General features: G+C 44.7%; 17 protein-coding genes and 1 tRNA gene. 9 read left to right on the top strand and 9 right to left on the bottom strand.

Translation table 11 applies throughout. The features are described from left to right. The first annotated feature begins 40 nt into the window (after nucleotides 1-40). Nucleotides 41-466 (top strand): endonuclease domain-containing protein, encoded by a 426-nt coding sequence (locus LJ707_RS17525; RefSeq protein WP_228953451.1) that lies wholly within the window; start codon nucleotides 41-43, stop codon nucleotides 464-466. Nucleotides 467-530: 64 nt separating this feature from the next. On the opposite strand, the gene LJ707_RS17530 is transcribed toward LJ707_RS17525, so the two are convergent. Together LJ707_RS17530 and LJ707_RS17535 are read right to left on the bottom strand one after the other, a co-directional pair. Beyond that, on the bottom strand, nucleotides 531-1718 hold the full coding sequence (locus tag LJ707_RS17530) for a class I SAM-dependent rRNA methyltransferase (protein WP_228953453.1): 1188 nt from the start codon (nucleotides 1716-1718) through the stop codon (nucleotides 531-533). Nucleotides 1719-1745: 27 nt separating this feature from the next. Next, nucleotides 1746-3239 (bottom strand): NAD(P)/FAD-dependent oxidoreductase, encoded by a 1494-nt coding sequence (locus tag LJ707_RS17535; protein ID WP_228953455.1) that lies wholly within the window; start codon nucleotides 3237-3239, stop codon nucleotides 1746-1748. A 93-nt stretch (nucleotides 3240-3332) separates the two neighbouring features. On the opposite strand from LJ707_RS17535, the gene LJ707_RS17540 reads away from it, so the two are divergent. The 4 genes from LJ707_RS17540 to LJ707_RS17555 are packed head-to-tail and all read left to right on the top strand — an operon-like array spanning nucleotide 3333 to nucleotide 5653. Then, a complete protein-coding gene (locus LJ707_RS17540; protein WP_228953457.1) occupies nucleotides 3333-4169 on the top strand; it encodes a phytoene/squalene synthase family protein in 837 nt (278 codons plus the stop codon). Then, entirely contained in the window at nucleotides 4169-4708 is a 540-nt protein-coding gene (locus LJ707_RS17545) for a hypothetical protein (protein ID WP_228953458.1), read from the top strand. Before LJ707_RS17540 ends, LJ707_RS17545 begins: the two co-directional genes overlap by 1 nt. Continuing rightward, on the top strand, nucleotides 4705-5385 hold the full coding sequence (locus LJ707_RS17550; protein ID WP_228953459.1) for a lycopene cyclase domain-containing protein: 681 nt from the start codon (nucleotides 4705-4707) through the stop codon (nucleotides 5383-5385). Before LJ707_RS17545 ends, LJ707_RS17550 begins: the two co-directional genes overlap by 4 nt. Continuing rightward, a complete protein-coding gene (locus LJ707_RS17555) occupies nucleotides 5378-5653 on the top strand; it encodes a cytochrome b5 domain-containing protein (RefSeq protein ID WP_228953460.1) in 276 nt (91 codons plus the stop codon). The genes LJ707_RS17550 and LJ707_RS17555 overlap by 8 nt, the downstream gene beginning before the upstream one ends. A gap of 62 nt (nucleotides 5654-5715) precedes the next feature. On the opposite strand, the gene LJ707_RS17560 is transcribed toward LJ707_RS17555, so the two are convergent. Continuing rightward, entirely contained in the window at nucleotides 5716-6630 is a 915-nt protein-coding gene (locus LJ707_RS17560; protein ID WP_228953461.1) for a PfkB family carbohydrate kinase, read from the bottom strand. An 87-nt stretch (nucleotides 6631-6717) separates the two neighbouring features. Between LJ707_RS17560 and LJ707_RS17565 the strand changes: the two genes are divergently transcribed. Then, nucleotides 6718-6791, top strand: a tRNA-Asn gene (locus tag LJ707_RS17565). A 217-nt stretch (nucleotides 6792-7008) separates the two neighbouring features. Continuing rightward, nucleotides 7009-8325 carry a site-specific integrase gene (locus LJ707_RS17570; RefSeq protein ID WP_228953462.1) on the top strand — a complete coding sequence of 439 codons (1317 nt, stop codon included), beginning with the start codon at nucleotides 7009-7011 and terminating at the stop codon, nucleotides 8323-8325. A gap of 576 nt (nucleotides 8326-8901) precedes the next feature. Here LJ707_RS17570 and LJ707_RS17575 read toward each other — a convergent pair. From LJ707_RS17575 to LJ707_RS17585, 3 genes are all read right to left on the bottom strand, one after another. Beyond that, complete coding sequence (locus LJ707_RS17575) at nucleotides 8902-9789, bottom strand: NAD(P)H-binding protein (RefSeq protein WP_228953464.1); 888 nt, start codon at nucleotides 9787-9789, stop codon at nucleotides 8902-8904. A 28-nt stretch (nucleotides 9790-9817) separates the two neighbouring features. Next, entirely contained in the window at nucleotides 9818-10882 is a 1065-nt protein-coding gene (locus tag LJ707_RS17580; protein WP_228953466.1) for an alkene reductase, read from the bottom strand. A gap of 79 nt (nucleotides 10883-10961) precedes the next feature. Beyond that, on the bottom strand, nucleotides 10962-11945 hold the full coding sequence (locus tag LJ707_RS17585; RefSeq protein WP_228953468.1) for a helix-turn-helix transcriptional regulator: 984 nt from the start codon (nucleotides 11943-11945) through the stop codon (nucleotides 10962-10964). A gap of 409 nt (nucleotides 11946-12354) precedes the next feature. Between LJ707_RS17585 and LJ707_RS17590 the strand changes: the two genes are divergently transcribed. Further along, on the top strand, nucleotides 12355-12798 hold the full coding sequence (locus LJ707_RS17590) for an Hsp20/alpha crystallin family protein (RefSeq protein ID WP_228953470.1): 444 nt from the start codon (nucleotides 12355-12357) through the stop codon (nucleotides 12796-12798). Between the two features lie 83 nt (nucleotides 12799-12881). Then, nucleotides 12882-13199: a hypothetical protein gene (locus LJ707_RS17595; protein WP_228953472.1), complete on the top strand. Its 318-nt coding sequence runs from the start codon at nucleotides 12882-12884 to the stop codon at nucleotides 13197-13199. A 98-nt stretch (nucleotides 13200-13297) separates the two neighbouring features. Here LJ707_RS17595 and LJ707_RS17600 read toward each other — a convergent pair whose 3' ends face one another. From LJ707_RS17600 to LJ707_RS17610, 3 genes are read right to left on the bottom strand one after another with little or no spacing between them, the layout of a single operon-like run. Then, nucleotides 13298-13774 (bottom strand): ankyrin repeat domain-containing protein, encoded by a 477-nt coding sequence (locus tag LJ707_RS17600; protein ID WP_228953474.1) that lies wholly within the window; start codon nucleotides 13772-13774, stop codon nucleotides 13298-13300. 43 nt (nucleotides 13775-13817) lie between these two features. Next, nucleotides 13818-16031, bottom strand: a complete 2214-nt coding sequence (locus LJ707_RS17605) for a catalase (RefSeq protein WP_228953476.1) — start codon at nucleotides 16029-16031, stop codon at nucleotides 13818-13820. Further along, entirely contained in the window at nucleotides 16021-16569 is a 549-nt protein-coding gene (locus LJ707_RS17610) for a ferritin-like domain-containing protein (RefSeq protein WP_228953478.1), read from the bottom strand. The genes LJ707_RS17605 and LJ707_RS17610 overlap by 11 nt, the downstream gene beginning before the upstream one ends. Nucleotides 16570-17010: the final 441 nt, after the last annotated feature.

Genomic DNA, 17010 nt, shown 5'->3' on the forward strand with positions numbered 1-17010 from the left:
AGGGGAGGGTCAGGGAGGGGTTTAGACCAATTTGAATCATATGGCCAAAATCATCCCATACAATCCATTACTCAAACCGCTGGCTGCCAAACTTCGTAAGAACATGACTTTTGGCGAAGTATTAGTGTGGAATGAGTTAAAGAGTAACAAATTATTAGGCTTTGATTTTGACCGGCAACGTTGTATAGACAATTATATAGTCGACTTTTACTGCAAAGAATTGATGCTTGCTATTGAGGTTGATGGCCAATCGCACAATAATGAAGATAGTTTTATTAATGATATTAACAGACAGGCGCGGCTGAAAAGCTTTGGAATAACAGTATTAAGATTTACTGAAAGTGAGGTTAAATATGATATGCTGAATGTTTTGAGAACAATAGAAAGCACTATTATTAATTTAGCTAAGCAACAACCGGATATTGAATTACCTGCAGGTTTTGACAGATCGCTTTTGGAGGGCTAATGGTTAAACCCCTCCCTAACCCTCCCCCGGGAGGGTTAGGGAGGGGTTTAACAAGCTTTTCAACTTAAACCACCCTGCACAACAAGCCCTTTAAATACTCTCCCTCCGGGAATGAGGAGCGTACCGGATGATCTTCGGGCTGGCAAAACTGGTGGATAAACTGTACCTGTTTACCCGCATCAAGGGCGGCCCAGGCTAATACCTGTTTAAAGCTTTCGAGATCCATAGCGCCGGAGCATGAGAAAGTGGCCAGCAGGCCGCCATCATTAAGCAGCAGCATGGCAATACGATTCAGGTCCTTATAAGCACGTGAGGCCCTGGCAAGTGCTGAACGGGATGGGGCGTATTTAGGCGGATCGAGCACAATAACATCAAACTTTTCACCATCATCCTTAAAGCGGCGTAGCTGGCTGTTTACATCGGCCTTAATAGCCTGGTGTTTCCCGGCATCAAAACCGTTCAGGTTGATATTCTCGTTCAGGGTTTCAACCGCCAAGGCCGAGCTATCTACACTGGTAACTGAGGCAGCCTCGTTTTTTAAACTATTTAGTGTAAAGCCCCCCGTATACGAAAAGCAATCCAACACTTTTTTACCTTTAACGTACGATGCAAGTAGGCGGCGATTATCGCGCTGGTCACAATAAAAGCCCGATTTTTGCCCTTCGGCGATGTTGATGCCATAGGTGATGCCGTTCTCTTTCACCTCAACCAATTCGGGCGGCTGGGTGCCCCACAGCAATTTATTTTCGGTTGCCAGGCCTTCGTGCTGGCGCGATGAAGCATCGCTTTTATCAAAAATACTTTTGGGGTTGAGCAATTTTTGCAGTTCATCAATAATTACCGGCAGGTTATTTTCAATACCCGAGGTAAGTACTTGTACGGCCAGGTGGTCGGCATATTTGTCAACGATCAGTCCGGGCAGGTAATCGGCCTCGCTGAATATCAGGCGGCAGGTGTTTGTGCTGCCATCAGCAAGTACATGCCGGCGGGCGCCAACGGCATCGGCAACCCGTGTACGAAACCAGTCCTCATCAACCCGTACATCTTCATTCCACTCCAGCAGTCGTACTGCCACGCGCGATTTATCGTTATAAAAGCCATATGCCATAAACAAGCCCGGGGCAGATACCAGCCGCACAACCTCGCCATTTAGGGGTTTACCTTTTACGCGCTCAATTGCACCCGAAAATACCCAGGGGTGGCGTTGAAGCACAGCCTTTTCTTTGCCTTTCTTTAATATAACATCAACCATGGGCACAAAGGTAGCAATTACAATGTGTTATGGCAGCGTGCGGTCGGGCTTTATCAGCTTTTGCACTTCGGCAGCCACTACCCTGCCCGATATGATGGCCGGCGGCACACCCGGCCCCGGCACGGTTAGCTGCCCGGTATAAAGCAGGTTTTTGATGTGCTTTGCCCGCATGGCAGGCTTTAAAAACGCGGTTTGCTGCAAGGTATTGGCCAGGCCATAAGCATTGCCTTTATAGGAGTGATAATCGGCCTTAAAATCATTCATGGCGTAACTGCGTTTTACAATGATGGCATCGCGGATGCTTTCACCGGTTACGGCTTCGAAACGGTTAACCATTATATCAAAATACTTTTCGCGCATGGTATCGCTATCCTGCAGGCCCGGCGCTAACGGCATCAGGAAGAACAGGTTTTCGCAACCCTCCGGCGCTACGCCGCTATCCGTTTTTGAAGGGCACGATGCATAGAACAACGGTTTTGACGGCCATTGCGGTTCGGTATATATTTCGTACGCGTGCCGGTTAAAATCTTCATCAAAAAACAAATTATGGTGTTTAACATCTCCCAGCTTTTTATTCAGGCCGATGTAAAATAGCAGGCTCGATGGCGACATGGTGCGGCTATCCCAATATTTTTCGGTGTAGTTTCTGTAAGGCTCATCAATCAATTGCTGATCTACATGTGCATAATCAGCACCGGCAACAATAAAATCGGCCTGGTATTCGCCCTCATTAGTTTCAATAGTAGTTATGCGCCCATCGTTTACTTTTAAATGCTTAACCTCTGTATCAAGCTTAATAGTTACACCCAACTCTTCAGCTAAAGCCACCATTGCTTTTACAATTTCGTTCATGCCACCCATGGGATACCAGGTACCAAGAGCCAGGTCGGCATAGTTCATCATGCTGTACATAGCAGGCGTATTTTGCGGCGTAGCACCTAAAAACAGCACTGGAAACTCTAATAATTTGATCAGTTTTGAATTATGAAAGTACTTACGTAAGTGCTTACTCATATTGGTAAGCAATTGTATGCCGATACTTTTTTTGATCAGATCCAGATCAAAATATTCAGTTATAGAGTGCGAGGGCTTGAATACATACTCTCCCATACCTACGCGGTATTTGTATTCGGCCTGTTTTAAAAACCGGCGGAGCTTATCGCTGCTGCCGGGCTCAGTGCTATCAAACATAGCTTCCAGCTCCGGCATGCCGGCCGGTACGTCCAGTTCTTCCCCCTGGCCAAAATATACCCGGTAGCCGGGGTCGAGGCGTTTAAGGTTATAATAGTCCGACGGCTTTTTGCCGAACTGCGCAAAGAAATCTTCAAACACATCGGGCATCCAGTACCAGCTTGGCCCCATATCAAAACGGAAGCCCTGCGTTTCCCATACCTGTGCACGCCCTCCGGGCTGACTATTCTTTTCGTAAATGGTTACTTCATAGCCTTGTTTAGCCAAAACACACGCGGCGCTCAAGCCCGCGAAACCCGACCCTATAACGGCAATTTTATTTTTAAGCATGTATCACACTAATAACCCAAAGTAGGCAAATTGTTTGAACCATTAAAAAACAAACCGATTGTTAATTTGTACATTTGGTGTAATCCTAAAATTATGATGCAGCTATACGATAGCACCTGTTTTGATTGCAGCCGACTAATTACCAATAATTACAGTACCTCGTTTAGCCTGGGCATAAAAGCCTTTGCACAAAAATTCAGGGACCCTATTTATGCTATTTATGGTTTTGTGCGGTATGCTGATGAAATTGTGGATACCTTTCATGAACATGATAAAGCCAAACTTATAGCTACTTTTAGGGCTGATACCTTTAAGGCCATTGAGGAACGTATTAGCCTGAACCCGGTTTTACACGCTTTCCAGATAGTGGTTAACCATTATAACATTGATACCGATCTGATAGATGCCTTTTTAACATCAATGGAGATGGATCTGTATGCCAAAAGCTATGATGAGGAGGGTTATAAGGCCTACATTTATGGCTCGGCAGAAGTGATCGGACTGATGTGCCTGCGTGTGTTTTGCGAGGGCAATAACCAGCAATACCAGGCGCTGCTGCCTAATGCCTGCAGCCTTGGTTCGGCATTTCAAAAAGTAAACTTTTTACGCGATGTTAAAGCTGACCGCGAGGAGCGCGGCCGCATTTACTTCCCTAACGTTAACTTTGATAAATTTACCGATCGCGACAAGCAAGCCATTGAGCTTGACATACAAAAGGACTTTGATATGGCCTTTGAGGGCATTAAAATGCTGCCAGTGGGCAGCAAGCTGGGTGTGTACATAGCGTACACCTATTACAAGCAATTGTTTAAAAAAATCAGCCGGATGCCGGTTGACAGCATACTGCAAAAACGCGTACGCGTATCAGACACACGAAAATTAGCGTTATTTGCACAGGCAGTTATGCAGCAAAAACTTAACGTTATTTAATGAAGTCGTTTATAATTAGTTGTTTTATACTTTTCGCACTTGGCTTTACACCAGCAAAGGCTAATGATCACGATCCGGAAACCATACGTAAACATCTGATAACAGCGCTGAAAAGCAGTAAAACCACCGATTCGCTTTACAATTCGCTGGATGCTGTAAAACATAAAAACGCGTTGATAACCGGCTATATGGCCACCCTGCAAGCCCTTAAAGCGGTACACGCCTGGAACCCCTTTACCAAATTGAAATACCTTAACGCGGCCGAAAAGACTTATGCAGAAGCCGTAGCGGCTGATCCGCATAATATCGAGATCCGTTTTATGCGCTTTTCGGTTGAACATAACGTACCGGGCTTTCTGGGTTATCATAAAAACCTGGAAAACGACCGCGTTACCATCATCGAGCAGCTTAAAAAAAAGAATTATGCCGCTGATGATAAGGAGCTGATAAAAACTACCGTAAAATTCCTGATCGACTCAAAAAGATGTACAGCGGCCGAGAATGAGTATCTTAACAAGCAATTAGCCGCACTAAAGTGAAGTATACTTACCTGATCATTAACTTCCTTACCATATTTTTCCCGGTTGTGCTCTCGTTTGATAAGCGGGTACAGTTTGGCAAAAGCTGGCGGTATATATGGCCGGGCATGGCCATTACAGGTGTGGTTTTTTTGTTTTGGGATGTGCTTTTTACCGTAAAGGGCGTTTGGTGGTTTAGCCAGGAGCGCATTGTAGGCATCACCTTTTGGGGATTGCCGCTTGAGGAGATATTGTTTTTTTTAACGGTACCTTTTGCCTGCATATTTATATATGCCTGCCTTAATTATTATGTAAAATGGCAGCCAAGCATCAGGCTTACGCGCATCATCTCAAACCTTGTACTTATACTTTCGGCATTATTGCTGATACTGTTTTACAACAGGCTATATACCGTTGTAACCTTTGGTTTATTGTTTGTGTTACTGGTATACCTGCAATTTATGGTCAGGGCCGAATGGCTGGGCCGGTTTTATATGGCTTTTGCCATATCCCTTATTCCTTTTTATATTGTAAACGGGCTGCTTACCTCTATACCCGTAGTTTTATACAATGATGCCGAAAACATTGGCATACGTGCAGGCACCATCCCGTTTGAGGATCATTTTTACTCAATGGCATTGCTGCTGATGAATGTTGGCTTTTTTGAATATTTTAAGCGCCGCAATACAAATGGATGATCTGCCGCAATACACCCGATCGCAATTGGCGCTCCGCAACGGGCAGGATAAACCACAAATATGGGTAGCCTACCAGGGCATTATTTATGATGTAACCGAAAGCCGCCTTTGGCGAAACGGCAAGCATTATGAACACTGGGCCGGACAAGACCTGACCGAAGAACTGGCCGATGCCCCGCACACCCAATCTGTTTTTGAGAAGTTTGAAAAGGTGGGGAAGTTAACAACCCAAAGCCAAGCCCCCCAGCCCCCTAAAGGGGGAGTTTGAACTCGGAATTTTGAATATTAGTCCCCCTTTAGGGGGTTAGGGGGCCGGAGTTGGACAGGGGTCTACAGTTCAAACTTTGACAACTTTACAAACTGCTGCACACGTTCGGCTATTTCTTCTTTTGTAAGATTCTTAATTCTTTCGGGACCGAACTTTTCTACGCAGAATGATGCCAGAGCCGAGCCGTATATCAACGCGTTCTTCATGTTATTAAAGTTAATGCTGCCAACCTTAGCCAGGTAACCGATAAAGCCACCGGCAAAGGTATCGCCCGCGCCGGTTGGGTCGAACACCTCGGCAAGCGGCAATGCAGGCGTAGCGAAAACTGAATCCTTATCAAACAACAGCGCACCATGCTCGCCCTTTTTAATAACCAGGTATTTAGGCCCCATGGTTAATATTTTAGCCGCAGCCTTAACCAACGAGTACTCGCCTGATAGCTGGCGTGCCTCTTCATCGTTAATGGTCAGCACATCCACCATCTTCAGCGTATCAAGCAAGTCATCAAGGGCTATGTTCATCCAAAAGTTCATGGTATCCATCACGATCAGCTTTGGGCGCCTGGTTAAGCGCTTAATAACCGTTTGCTGCACCTGCGGGGTAAGGTTGCCCAGCATCAGGTATTCGCAATCCTGGTAGCTGTCCGGAATAATAGGGTCAAAGTCGGCCAGTACATTCAGATCGGTCACCAGCGTGTCGCGGCTGTTCATATCGTTATGGTATTTGCCTGCCCAAAAAAATGATTTTTCACCTTTTTTTATTTGCAAGCCTTCGGTATTGATGCCATGCGCGTTAAAATCGTCTATTTCGCTTTGGTGAAAATCATCGCCAACAACGGCAACAATCTTAACTTTATCATAAAAATATGAAGCCGATAAACCCGCGTAAGACGCTGAGCCACCGACAATTTTGTCAGTTTTACCAAAGGGTGTTTCAATAGCGTCAAACGCCACGGTGCCAATAACAACCAAACTCATGTGAAAATATTTTAAATTTTTTTTCCGCAAATATTGTGAAATTAAAGCAGAAAATATACTTTTGCACACCCAATCGGTAAAAAGCATTCCTGAGTAGCTCAGCCGGTTAGAGCATCTGACTGTTAATCAGAGGGTCGCTGGTTCGAGCCCAGCCTCAGGAGCACTAAGCCCAGTACTTGTACTGGGCTTTTTTATTTTAAAAAAAACGCTTAAATTTGGCTTAAACGCCGTTTTTGCCGCCCAGGCGAATACAAATAACCTCAAATTTCTGAGGGTTATATCATCCGAAAAATTTCCACTTAGACAGAAATTTTTGTCAAACTTCGCAAATAGGTGTAACAACTGTGTAACAGTCTTATTTGTGCCAATTCAATTCAAATGGCCACTGTAAGTGCAAAAATTCTAAAACATCACAAGAAAACGGATGGGACTTTCAATGTAAAAATCTGCATCAGTCACCAGCGGGAACGCTCTTTTATCGACACTGAATTTTATGTGACTGAAAAACAGCTTAAGAAAGATCGTTCCATAAAAGATCAATTCGTTCTTACTTGTGTAAATAAATCGCTGGATGCTTATAGACGAGCTATCTGTGATAATGATGAGCTGATCGGTCGCATGACTGCATCCGATATCAAAGATTTTTTATTAAAGAGAGATAAGAAAATAGATTTTCTTGACTTCTCCGATCAGCACATTAAACTACTTATTGAAAATGAACAGGGAAAAAGTGCCGCAAATTTTAAAACTGTTAGAAATCACATCATCGATTTTATCAAAAGGCCCAGTGGCCTGCCTATTGAACAAATCACCACTGACTTCCTGGAAAAATTTGAAGCTTTTTTGAGAGGTCCAAGAATTATGACGAGAATGGATCGGTTGGGCAGACCTTACAAGGCGAAAGGTAAGCCGCTTGGCGATGCTTCTGTCCATGTTTACCTTCGCGACTTCAGCGGACTTTTTTCTGCTGCCATCGACTTTCACAACAGGCCTTCGATTGGCCTCACTCCAATCAAAACGAATCCATTCTCTGATTATGCAATTGTCGATGCACCCGAAACGCAAAAACGGAATATAGATGCCGAAAAAATTCTTACCATTAAGAATTCACAACCAAGAGCCAACTCGAGATGTGAAATGGCTAAGGATCTTTTTATGTTATCCTTCTATTTATGCGGTATAAATGCCATTGACTTGTATAAAGCTAACTACCGCATTAAAAATGGCCGTATAGAATATAACAGGTCAAAAACGCAAGATAGACGGAAAGATGGCGCGTTTATTAGCATTAAAATACCAAAAGAAGCAGTTAGGCTTTTGTCGCGGTATGACGGTGTTCTCAATCAAAGATATGCGTCAATTGGTAATTTGAATAAGGCTATCAGTATCGGAATGCGCGAATTGCAAGTACTTACTGGAGTTCCGGAGATCACGTTTTATTGGGCACGGCACAGTTTCGGAACGTTAGCAAGAAACAATTGTCGCATGTCGAAGGATGATATTGCACTTGCATTGAACCATGTCGACAACGGCCATAAAACAACCGATATTTATTTGGCAAAAGATTGGTCAATAGTTGATGAAGTGCAGGAAGCAGTCTTAAACCTTTTAAAGCCAAAGAATGTAAAACGCAATTGTAATCCGCCCGAGCGTTTCAGTATTCTCACCGGAATCGTCCTGCCAAAAATTATTTAGCGCAATTGTCTAAATCTGCGATAATTAATTGATCGCAGATTTCCTATTCAAATCACATTATACTTTCCTTTAGGATCTGCTATACCAACACCACCTGACGTGCGGCTATTACAGCATCCCTAAGTCTTTCAAAAACGAGATACCATGCAGACCGTAAAACCGACAAAGCCATTGAAAAATTTGACCAATGTGATAATGTATGCTGCATGAATTATAATTAACAGCTATTTAGATGCCCATCCTTTTTCAATCCTATGTAAAAAAAGGAGAAATTAAGCTTAATCGAAAAAAATAGGAGCACACGTAGTACGGGTTAGCCGATCATGATCGATTTGTTCTTCAATTTTTTTAAGAATGCACTAGGAGTAATTAATTTCGCTAAGCAAATAAAGTTGATCAAATCTTATCGTTAAATAAATGAATTGAAAATTCATTTATTTAACGATAAGATTTAGGACACAAACGTTTACTGTGGTTCGAAGTCCTATGTCATGATGAATGATTCATAATTAAAGCAGCAACTTTTTGAATGAGGTTAAATCTCAAACTATTTAAGTTGCTGCCGGTAAAATGATATCAGGAAAGCGTGTACCTGCTTTTGAATTCATTTGCAAACTGTTCCAGCTTAACCTTTCCGGACACATTGCCGTTTGTACTGAAAAAATCGTTCATGATAAGGTTATTTCGCACGCCCTGACCCATTTCTATAATCAGGCCAACCAACTCCGCTGACATACCCGCGGACAGCATCCCTTGCTTCAACTGTTCGTCTGGTACTGCAGTCCAGGTAAGTTCCGGTTTGCCTATTGCTTTGCCGAACAATGCGGCAAGCTGGTCACCTGTTGCCACGTCGCTTACCACATATTTCACTTTAAAACCGTCTCCTTTAATCTGCAATTCTTCAGCTATTGCCGAAGCCAGATCGTTTGGGTGGGTCAAAGCCAACCTGATATCTCCGCTGTAATTATTACCGAAGACATTGCGGCTTTTGATTTGTGGGATATCCCTCAGAAAATTAACATAGAAAAAGCCAGAGCGAATAACGGTTACATCAACATCATTGAGCTGGCGGAAGATATTTTCAACCCGGTGAACGCCTTGAATCGGACCGTTGCCTGACTCTGCATCTGCACCCACGCTGCTTAACAATACTACCCGGTTAATGCCTGCTGCTTGGATGGCATCAGCACAGGCCTGACCGGCATCAGCGATGTTTTGTATGAAGTTGCTGGTACCGATGGATGGCGGCATCATGATGTATACGGCATCAGCACCGTTGAACGCGCGGGTAAGAAACGATGCGTCGCTGATGGAACCTACAGCAGCTTTAGCACCTAATCCTTCAATGTCGCTCGCTTTGTCATCTTTGGTGGTGATTACGGTAACTTCATGACCGGCTGCGATCAATTGTTTTACTAATGGTTGGGCTACATTTCCTAATGAGCCTGTTGTGGTAATTTTCATGGTTTTGTATGTTTAAAAAGTTAAATGATTAGTTAAGTTCCGGGTAATCGGTATATCCCAGTTCGCCGGGCGTGTATAAAGTACTATAGTCCGGCTCGTTTAAGGGTTCGTTTTTTTCTATCCTCCTCATAAAATCGGGGTTGGCCAAAAAACTTCTTCCAAAGGCCACCAGGTCGGCCGGTCCGTCATGCAACATCGCCTCAGCTGTTTCTGGAGTAAAGCCGTTACAATAAATAATGGTGTTTGTAAAAACTTTACGAATTGCGTTGTGTGTATTTTGCGTGATACCGGGGTTGTTAGAGATGTGCAGGTATGCAATACCCAGTCTGTTTAATTCCTGGGAGAGGTAAACATAAGTATCGTGCACTTCGCTTTCTTCGTATGCGAGCATACCGTTAGTTGTAAGGTATGGCGACAAGCGAACACCAACCTTATCAGCACCGATAATTTGCGAGGCCTTTTGGGCTATCTCCAAGATTAACCGGCTGCGGTTTTCTATAGAACCTCCATAGTTATCTGTCCGGGTATTTGCGTGCGGGTTTAATGATTGCTCCAGCAGGTACCCATGTGCACCGTGCAGCTCTACGCCGTCAAAACCGGCGGCAATGGCGTTTTCTGCAGCTCGAACATGATCGTTAATGATGCGTTGTATACCCTCAGCATCCAACGCTTTTGGCGCCGAATATTCGAACATACCCGTTTCGGTATAGATTTCACCGGCAGCCTGGCTATCAGACATACCGACCACCTGGTAACCTTCAGGCAAGTTGCTGCTGTGTGCTACGCGGCCGGTGTGCATCAATTGCACAAATATTTTAGCGCTACCCTCGTGCACGGCTTCGGTCACCAATTTCCAACCTTCAATCTGTGCATCGGAGAAAACACCAGGAATGCGTGGGTAGCCTAAACCTTCCGGACTGGGCGATGTACCTTCGGTAACAATAAGCCCGGCGCCAGACCGCTGCTTATAGTAAGCGGCCATTAATGCATTGGGGATATTATCGATGGCGCGACTACGGGTCATGGGGGCCATCACCACATGATTCTTTAATTGTAAAGTGCCTTTGTTATACGGCTGAAATAATTTTTTCATTTTGTAGTGTTTTTGTTTACACTACAAAGTTGCCGCTAACTACAGCCTGATAATAGCATCAAAAGGCAAAAAAACAGTCTTATCCGGCAGAGCTGTATTTTTTGGGCTTCAGGCCGTAATACCTTTCAAACAAGCGGCTGAAATGACTAAGATTGGTAAAGCCTAATTCGTAACCAACTTCTGCTACAGAGCGCTTGCCTTGTTTAAGCATAAAGGCTGCTTCCTCCATACGTGCCTGCTGAAAATAATTATAGATGGTATCGCCAAAAGCTTGTTTAAAAAGTTGTTTCAGTTTGGTTTCGCTCATTGCGGCGATCCCGGCTAACTCAGACAGTACAGGCGGTGTGCTGAGATCGTTCAGCACCTCATTGCGGATATACAGCAACCTGGCAGCATCGGCGCTGCTGATGTTTTGATGTGGTATGCTTTCGCGTTTCAATAGTTTTTCAAACAGCAGGTAGAGCAGTTCCTGCACTTTAACGTGCATAAAAAAATGACTCAAGCCACTATTCATATCCACTGCGCCTAAATTCTTTTGCAGCAGGCGTATCTCCGCTGTCATCTTTTCCAGAAATAAAAAAGAATTTCCGCTGCCGGTGATGGTTTTTATAGTGGTGTTCTGCTCATCTGATGCGAGCAAGCTTTTAAGGTATGATGGAGAAATAGCAACGACCATGTAATGGATCATATAACCTGCCGGAAAGCGGATAGTTGAATTCAGATCGTTAGAGGTAACCTGAATCGCCGATTCATCCCGCTCAGAGAACTGAATATGCGGATCAGCACCATAAGTGATACCTAATGGCTGTTCGTTGCTGTAAAAGAAAATAGTGATCAATTCATTCCCCTCACCGGAAGCACTGCGCTTGATGATCAGGTCTTCCTTTAGTACATAATGGTGCAGGGTGATTTTAAATTCCGGCCCAAAAGAAAGTTTGCGGATGGAACCGTCCCCTAATTGTTCTGGAATTAACATCTGGCCATTTTCTACTGCCGAGCCGATGTGTCGTGCGAAATAGGTCATGAAGTCAAAATCCGGTGTGGCGTTGAAGCTAAAGATCAATGCATGTAGTATTTGTGCTAATATAGATAATGGTTGCAGATTGCTGCAAATTGGGTTTATTTCCCAAAGAATTTCATTAAAATCGACATTAAACCAATTGAAGATAAGTTTTTGATTTTCTACAGGTGGACCATCTTATGGCCCCCGCTTACTTTTAATATGATTTAATTAATTACCGAAAAGATAAGTGCTCTATACTACGTAAAATTAAGGTCCGCATTCATAATCTCTAAACGTACTTTAACTACCGTAATGAAAACTTGTCATTTAATACTGCAAAAATTTCATTCGTTCTGAAAATTTTGCAGTATCAATGTTACACTTTCGGTATGGCACAAACCTTGAAATAAAGTGATTAGTTTAATTATTTATAAGTTTTAATCATTATTAAATTAAGGAGGAAAGACCTATGACACTGGTTAAATTCAATGCTGACAAACGTAACAACAGATCATTATTACCAGGCTTTAATGATGTATTCGATTCCATCTTCCATGACACTTTTTTTAACGACCGGCTCACCAGCAGGGTGCCTGCGGCAAACATTAGTGAAACTGAGGACCACTTCCATGTAGAACTGGCCGCACCGGGTTTGAAAAAAGAGGATTTCAAACTTAATCTCGACCGCAATGTCCTGAATATTTCAGTAGAACAACGTACTGATAACGATGACGAGCAAAAAAACTACAGCAAACGCGAATACAGTTATGCTTCCTGGGTGCGTTCCTTTTCGCTGCCAGAGAGCGCAGACCCTGAAAATATAGAAGCGGGCTATACTGACGGCGTATTGAAGATCGATATTGCTAAACGCGAGGAAGCTAAAATGGTACGCCGCCAGATCGAGATCAAGTAATTTTATAACTGTTATCAATGTTGACAGGGGGAATGTAAGCATACCCCCTTTTTCAATATTAAGAACCTTTCAAGACCGTGCAAATGGAAGATCGTTTTTTGTTATTGCTCAGTTTGAAAACCCAGGTTGGTTTCGATGTTTTTGGAGAGTTCGGGATCGGAAACGACGGTGAAGCTGAAAATCTGTTGTTCGACAGCCTTAAAGGTGACGAGAGGTTGCGCTCCCCGTGCATATTGCATATCGACCTTATGGAAAGGGAGAATTTACTACCCAAAAAAATCAGGACGAAATGCTGTAACTTGGACGAACTGGCAGCAAATTGCATTGCTATTACGCGGAAAGTTTTTCAGCAGAAAACACTGGAGGATTGTGAGGAGTATGGCAAGTTTCTGTTAAGATAAGACACCTTACTGCAATGACCGCGTGATTCAAAGATCAGCTACCGATTCGGATAAAACTTCCTGATACGCTCAATACCATCAATCCAATGCTGGCCTTTTTAGGCAGTGTGTTTTTCCAGGATGTCAATGGCCGCTTCGTTTCCTTGCTGCGCCGCCAGGTCGAACACCGTAAGTCCGCGGCTATCGGTAAGGGTTACCTCGGCACCATGCGCCAGTAACAAGGCCAAAAGATCGTTTCGGCCGAACATCGCCGCAAACATCAGCGCCGTGCCACCGTTACCATGCTGCAAATTAAGATCGGCGCAATGGTCGATCAGTAGTTCGGCGATATCTACATAGCCTTTGAAGGCCGCACCCATCAGCGCCGTATTACCGCCGAAGTCGGCCGCGTCCACGTCCGCTCCATGTTCGATGAGCCATTTGGCGGCACCAAACTGGTGATTATAGCAGGCGATGATCAGCGGCGTATAGCCCTTTTCATCCCGGCAGTTAATATTATTCGCCGTAACCAGTGCTTCCAATTGTTGAAGATCGCCGCTCCGGGCAGCATTGATAATAGGTATAATGTTATCCATAGGGTGAAGATAAAATGCCCCGGCAAGCCGGGGCGTTAGTAAATTATGCCGGGATTAAACGCGGCTTTTCTCTTTCCCAAAAACGGTGCTGCGCAATCATTTTTGTGAATAAGTCCGCAAACTTTTGGCTACCGTCGCCCACCAAAATTCCTTCAGAGAGCACGGTTTCCTCTTTATAGTCCGGGGGTAGCTTTTTGCTGAAATAGGTCGCTTCCAAAACCTGTATGGCATCCTCATGCGCTGCTATCGATTTGCAGTGTTTGAACGCCTCATTTAAAAAGTGTACCGCATTCGCTTCGGCTTCCAGCGAAGCTACGGAGTTGCTGCCACCGGCTACATAGACCGCATCGAACAATACTGAAGCGGCGGTCAAAAAGCTTTGATCAACTTGGATCTGTGTATCATCGGCGGCGGTCAGGAAACCACCACGGGGAGCAATAATTTCCACCACCGCGCCTTCAGCAGTCAATTTATCTTTTACAGTAGTAATTGTTGCGGCATTAGCGCCGTCAGCAGCAAGGATAGCCACTTTACGGCTTTTGATCGTGTCTTTAACGGTTCCAGCCATACTGAGGGCTTCAGATTTCGCTAATGAACCTTCTACTTGTACCGATTGATAGTCAGCCGGAGTACCGTCAGCCGGAATACTTTGATTGGTTGGCAAATCTGTTGGCAAATGCAGACCCAGACCATACGCTACCTGCGTAGCCAGGCCTTTGTCAATCTGTGCCAACATTCCCAGCATTCGTTCCCGGATCGTTATCGTTTTTACTTTACCCAATTCAAAGGTTAAAGCATCTATGATATGGTTTTTCTCCGGGTCGGACTGGCTGTTAAAGAACAACCGCGCCTGGCTGAAGTGGTCAAAGAAACTTTTATTTCTTAAACGCTCTTTGCGGGCTTCGATGCGTTCACGATAACTCACAAAACCACCTTCGGCCTCCTTAACCTGCTGCGGGTCGTTATTGCCTAAGGAGTTCGGGCTATAACTGGTTTTTCCTTTATTGATCGTTTGCCGCATAAAGCCGTCACGCTGGTTATTATAAACCGGTACGATCGGCCGGTTGATCGGGATCTCCTGAAAATTCGGACCGCCCAAACGGGTGAGTTGGGTATCCGTATAAGAGAACAAGCGACCTTGCAATAAAGGATCGTTGCTGAAATCGATGCCCGGTACGATGTGTCCGAGGTGAAAAGCGATCTGCTCCGTCTCCGCGAAGAAATTGTCCGGGTTGCGGTTTAACGTTAGTTTACCAACGCGCTGCACCGGCACCAGTTCTTCCGGCACCAGTTTGGTGGGATCGAGCAGGTCGAATTCATATTTAAATTCGTCTTCTTCCGGGATGATCTGCAAACCCAGTTCCCATTCCGGGAAAGCGCCGCTTTCAATAGCATCCCACAAGTCGCGGCGGTGAAAATCAGGGTCTTTACCCGAAATATTCTGTGCTTCGTCCCAGGCCACTGCGTGAACACCTAACAACGGCTTCCAGTGAAATTTCACAAAACTGGCTTTACCGTCAGCATTAATTAAACGGAAGGTGTGTACGCCGAAACCTTCCATCATGCGGTAACTGCGCGGCAATGCGCGGTCGCTCATCGCCCACATGATCATGTGCGCCGATTCCGGCATCAGGGATATAAAATCCCAAAAAGTATCATGTGCCGAGGCAGCCTGCGGGATCTCATTATCAGGTTCGGGTTTCACCGCGTGGATCAGGTCGGGGAATTTGATGGCATCCTGGATAAAGAAGACCGGCATGTTATTGCCTACCAAATCAAAATTACCTTCAGGCGTGTAAAAACGCACAGCGAAACCCCGGACATCGCGCGCCAGGTCAGTAGAACCACGTGAACCGGCGACGGTAGAAAAACGGACAAAGACAGGCGTCTCGCGTTTCGGGTCATTTAAAAATCCGGCCTTGGTATATTCCGCCAATGGCTCATAAACCTGGAACACGCCATGCGCGCCCGAACCACGGGCATGTACAACCCTTTCCGGGATACGTTCATGGTCAAAGTGGGTTATCTTTTCCCGCAGGATAAAATCTTCTAAAAGCGTCGGGCCGCGGTCACCCGCTTTCAGCGAGTTCTGGTCATCATTGATGGGCAGGCCGGTATTGGTATTCATGTGCTCACCCGCACCATCGGCCGTATGTGCTGCCAGTTGTGTGGTCTTATCATTTTCGGGTTGGCCGACCAATTGTTTATCGATCACGCCTTCGGTACCCATTTTAGGTGACGGTTTTTTATTGCTCATCTGCTGCTTGGTAATTTATGTCACTTTCGGCTATATCGGTCAGTTTCTGATCGGCCGCTTTTTCTTCGGTCAAGCTCTGGTAAAGCAATTCGGCCACTTCATCCAAACCAAGGGTTTTGGCCAGCTGGGTCAGGCCGCCATAGGTGGCGATCTCATAGTGCTCTACCTTTTGCGAAGCCAGTATAATGCCCACGTCCCGCGTGGCCGTACCTGGTTCGGTACTTTCGATGATTCCTTCGCCTTCTTTGGCCAGACCTTCCATGGCATCGCATTTCTGCGCCTGCACTTTTTCGCCCAGCAGTTCAAAGACCTGCTCCAGGCGGCTGACATGGGTTTTAGTCTCTTCTAAATGGCTTTCAATAGCGGCCACCAATGTATTAGAGGTCGCTGCTTTTTGCATTTTCGGCAAGGTTTTTACCAGGTGGTTCTCGGCCCAGTAAATGTCCTTGATCCCGTCGGTAAATAACTCCAGTAAAGCCGGTTCGGCTTTAGGTGATGTTTTGGTGCTGAATTTCGGTTCCCCGGTTTCTTTAGTCATAATCTTTTATTATCGGTGAGGGTATAGAATCAGAAAAATTGACGTGGGCTTGGAAGAAAGGAGCGGCTATATCGGGTTAACCACTATCAGGAGTATTTGTTTATCCGTTCTTAAATTATTTAATTATTAATATAGTTTTATTTCCACCAAATGTTCATAAAATGATTTCGATGTGAAAGGACACTACAGATAGTCTTGTGTTTTCACCTGCTCTGATGAGATCTCTTTTACTCCCCTTGGGTTAAGTAGCCGAACAATTTTTTGATACGGTGATCTCAGCACAAGCTAAAATCTATATAATTGCCAATCGTATCAAATCCTTTAACAATTAGTGAAATGTAGACACCTTAATTGAAATTTATGGAAGTTGACAGGACATTAGCATTTAATTAAATAGGCTAAAATGATAATTGAATTTACAGTAACACCGGGTTTAATGTC

The sequence above is a fragment of the Mucilaginibacter sp. UR6-1 genome (assembly GCF_020880975.1).
Taxonomy (GTDB): domain Bacteria; phylum Bacteroidota; class Bacteroidia; order Sphingobacteriales; family Sphingobacteriaceae; genus Mucilaginibacter.

Bases quoted from the DNA above. Each gene is read 5' to 3' on its own strand.
- LJ707_RS17525 (WP_228953451.1), top strand. From the start codon at position 41: ATGGCCAAAATCATCCCATACAATCCATTACTCAAACCGCTGGCTGCC.
- LJ707_RS17530 (WP_228953453.1), bottom strand. From the start codon at position 1,718: ATGGTTGATGTTATATTAAAGAAAGGCAAAGAAAAGGCTGTGCTTCAA.
- LJ707_RS17535 (WP_228953455.1), bottom strand. From the start codon at position 3,239: ATGCTTAAAAATAAAATTGCCGTTATAGGGTCGGGTTTCGCGGGCTTG.
- LJ707_RS17540 (WP_228953457.1), top strand. From the start codon at position 3,333: ATGATGCAGCTATACGATAGCACCTGTTTTGATTGCAGCCGACTAATT.
- LJ707_RS17545 (WP_228953458.1), top strand. From the start codon at position 4,169: ATGAAGTCGTTTATAATTAGTTGTTTTATACTTTTCGCACTTGGCTTT.
- LJ707_RS17555 (WP_228953460.1), top strand. From the start codon at position 5,378: ATGGATGATCTGCCGCAATACACCCGATCGCAATTGGCGCTCCGCAAC.
- LJ707_RS17560 (WP_228953461.1), bottom strand. From the start codon at position 6,630: ATGAGTTTGGTTGTTATTGGCACCGTGGCGTTTGACGCTATTGAAACA.
- LJ707_RS17570 (WP_228953462.1), top strand. From the start codon at position 7,009: ATGGCCACTGTAAGTGCAAAAATTCTAAAACATCACAAGAAAACGGAT.
- LJ707_RS17575 (WP_228953464.1), bottom strand. From the start codon at position 9,789: ATGAAAATTACCACAACAGGCTCATTAGGAAATGTAGCCCAACCATTA.
- LJ707_RS17580 (WP_228953466.1), bottom strand. From the start codon at position 10,882: ATGAAAAAATTATTTCAGCCGTATAACAAAGGCACTTTACAATTAAAG.
- LJ707_RS17590 (WP_228953470.1), top strand. From the start codon at position 12,355: ATGACACTGGTTAAATTCAATGCTGACAAACGTAACAACAGATCATTA.
- LJ707_RS17595 (WP_228953472.1), top strand. From the start codon at position 12,882: ATGGAAGATCGTTTTTTGTTATTGCTCAGTTTGAAAACCCAGGTTGGT.
- LJ707_RS17600 (WP_228953474.1), bottom strand. From the start codon at position 13,774: ATGGATAACATTATACCTATTATCAATGCTGCCCGGAGCGGCGATCTT.
- LJ707_RS17605 (WP_228953476.1), bottom strand. From the start codon at position 16,031: ATGAGCAATAAAAAACCGTCACCTAAAATGGGTACCGAAGGCGTGATC.
- LJ707_RS17610 (WP_228953478.1), bottom strand. From the start codon at position 16,569: ATGACTAAAGAAACCGGGGAACCGAAATTCAGCACCAAAACATCACCT.